The sequence below is a fragment of the Veillonella sp. genome (genome assembly GCF_018364065.1).
Taxonomy (GTDB): domain Bacteria; phylum Bacillota; class Negativicutes; order Veillonellales; family Veillonellaceae; genus Veillonella_A.
The window spans coordinates 1-3,349 of record NZ_JAGZMO010000014.1; the positions used below are offsets into that span (position 1 = coordinate 1).

Below are 3,349 nucleotides of genomic sequence, written 5' to 3' on the forward strand. Positions count from 1 at the left end.
TACACCGGCGTTAACCATGTTTTCGCCACCGCCGTAAGAAGTACCTACGCTAACCATTGTATCACCGTTTGGACGGTAGAACGCACCTAACGCTACGGCATTCGCACCTTTGTAGTTACCTACACCGGCGGACACTTCCCATTTAGCTTCAGGGCTGAATTCCAATGGGTGTAAAGCTGCGAGTGCGGCTGCACCGGCACCTACACGGTCAACACGGTTATCCAATTTATTAACCGTCTTGTTAATATTAGTTACATCTTGCTGTACATTGTAAACCTGATTGCTTACCACATTAAGTTGATCTTCAGTAGCTGCACGACCACTTACAATGCCGGTATTGGAAGGATCCCAAGTTTTGTTACTTAAACCGGTAATATAATTACCTGTTTCAGTAGTACCTGCTGCACCATCTTTTGTATACGTTGCTGTCTGATTAGCAATGTAAATACCTTCGCCATTTGTTGCATTACCGCCAACACGAACACTATCAAGACCTTGTAAGTCCTTAGCTAATTTAACTTGCAAACCTTTATCTGTTTTTACTACACCAAGGTTAGCTTCATCAGTTAACATTTGGTTACCGCTCACATCAACTGCAGAAACCCCGCCATAAATTGTAAGCGCATTGCCATTTTTCACACTTACAGGAGATTTAGTATCATCCCCGGTGAAGTTAAGAGTTACATCCTTTGCCTGATCACTGGCTTGCTGAGCAATTTGTTTCAACTGAGCTACGTTAACAGCATCAGTATCGGCAGAGCCCGCTGCTACGTTTGTAATCTGACGAGTTAAACCGGTTTCGCTGTTACCTACGGAAACTGCTGCACCGGTGGACTCCCAAGTGGAAACCAATTTATTATATTCCAACTGATCAGACGCCAATGTAGTCTCAGCTGTATCTAATTCCGTTTGTTTAGCATCAATCTGTTCTTGAAGTTCAAAATAACGACTAGACCATTGACTTAATGTGCTTTGTTCCTCTTTCATAGCCGCGATTTCACTAGTCAAAGTATTCACCGTTTCCGTACCGGATGTCACAGCGGCTTTAAGTGTATCATATTGTTCCTGACCTACAACAGCTCCAATACTATCGGCATCGGTAATTTTACCAGCCGGATCATAACCAATGACACCTTTATCGATAGCGGATACGGAACCACTGCCTAAGGCAACACCACCATCATTAGCAACATTGGTATTGCGACCGATTGCAACTGCATCACTTGCAGTTGAAGTAATACCGGAGTCAGCAGAACCGATTACAATAGAGTTATCTACATTTTCCAAAGTACGGTTTGTACCGATTACAGTGGAATTATCTACATTTTTAAGGGTATTGTTAAAACCGTTTACAGAGTTGTACTGGCTAATGTCACTGCTTGTACCGGTAACCGTATTATTTACACCGATAATCGAAGTTTTCTGAGTATAATCAGCTTTGTTACCGCCACCAATAGCAAGTGTAGCACCGCCACTTTGAGAGTTTCTAATGCTTGTCATCAACGTGGTCTGTAAGGCTTTAGCGGATGCGCCACCACTAGACGGAGCAGAAATATTAGTAATAGAGTTAGTAATTTCATTGCCCGCACCGAAGATTAACGCACCGTTAGAGTTAGCAGTTCTGTTAGCCGTACCAATAACACTACTTGCAATACCTGCGTAATTGGACGAAGAAGAAGCAGATTCAATGCTGTTCAAGGAACCGTAAATGTTGGCACCAAAGTTTTTAGCCGCTTTCGGGCCGTCAAAAATACCTGCAAAACCACCAAGCCCCTGATAGTCAGAAGTTGCAATAGAATAAGAACCATTTACTGTAGCAAAGGAACCGGAAGTATAAGCATTAGCACCAAGTGTTGTCGAGTTAATGTATAGAGACTTAGCATTTACACCGGCATTGGATGAGGCATCAACGGTAACATCACCAAGAGCACCCACGTATTTGTGATCTCCAATCATAACACTGCCGGAACGAGCATACGTATTTTGACCAATGGCAATACCTGCTGCCCACTGAGTCGCATCAGTTTGACCAAAGTTAAACGTTTTCTCCTGGGTACCATACATATTTTCAACTTTCGCATTAGTACCAAGAGCAATACTCCCCTGCTGCATCACATAGTCATTGACATGTGCACCATCGCCAATAGCAATAGCGCCATTTTTGCCATTATTATTTTCAAATTTAGTTCCATTACCTATCTGAATATTTTTATTTGCCGGATCAACAAAAGTTGTAACCCCATCTTGAGCACCTGCAACACCCGTTACAGATACCAACGCTAATGCAGCTAGTAATGCTACCGTAGAATTCTTTTTAACTTTAAACTGCTTACTCATAATAGAGCCTCCCTACAATCAAGAATAAAATTCATTTAATTATCATAAAATCGAATTTTAAAACAATAACTTTAAACACTCTTAAGTATATCTAATTTTATCGTTTAGATTGATAAATGTCAATTAAGTATAGAAAATTTATTATCCAATTTTCACTTTTCACTCATTTATCGGTATCATTTTTCAATTTTGATATAGTTTATCTCCTGCAAGCATTCCGAAATAATTTTCATACACACCAGCAAAAACTACCGCCACAGCTAAGTTAACAAGGTATTGACCTTGCTTATTCAGTTATCTTTTAATTAATTCCACTCTTTTTATATTCCTCGTCAATATAACACCTTCTGATACAGCGAATTATTCTTCATCTAAACTTTAAGTATAATGTGTTTTTTATTTTTTCAAACCAAGAATGATTTATGACTTCCTTCAAGACTTTTAATAGCAGAATATAATTTCAATCCTTCATTTAATTAACATGTTTTATTCTTCATGCGATTTAAGTATCTCATGTTATGTATCTCATATTATGTATCTCATATTATGTATCTCATATTATTTATTTCAGGTTATTCCATGTTCTTCCATGTCCTTTTATTCCATTCATCCCAAATAAAATCTATCCCGCAATATACAAAAAAGCCGTAGCGACATTGTCGCTACGGCTTTTCTACCGCTAGTTAGTTTTTTCCAACACCGGTCTCTGATTCATTCAGAATCCAAAGGCTGAAACTTCGCATTTAAAACCAACCACGATTATTTGTTATTAATCAAAGAGTTAACGAGTCTTGTTAATTCTTCAATTTTTTCGTTCTGATCTGCCAGACGATCATTCTGACTTGCAAGTCGTTCGTTTTGAGCTGCCACTACGGATTCCAAATCGTTAATCTTCTGAGCCATTACTTTCTTAGATGGGTATTTCTGAGTTTCGCCATCGCCAATACGTAATGTTACACCGGCGTTAACCATGTTTTCGCCACCGCCGTAAGAAGTACCTACGCTAACCATT

Annotated in this window: 1 protein-coding gene and 1 pseudogene; both read right to left on the bottom strand. The window is 39.4% G+C overall.

The features are described from left to right. Positions 1-2,337, bottom strand: a 2,337-nt coding sequence (locus tag KHZ77_RS09510; protein WP_295198360.1) for a YadA-like family protein, incomplete at its 3' end; no start/stop codon positions are given. 759 nt (positions 2,338-3,096) lie between these two features. After that, positions 3,097-3,349 (bottom strand): annotated as a pseudogene (locus KHZ77_RS09515) (hypothetical protein); the annotation flags it as partial.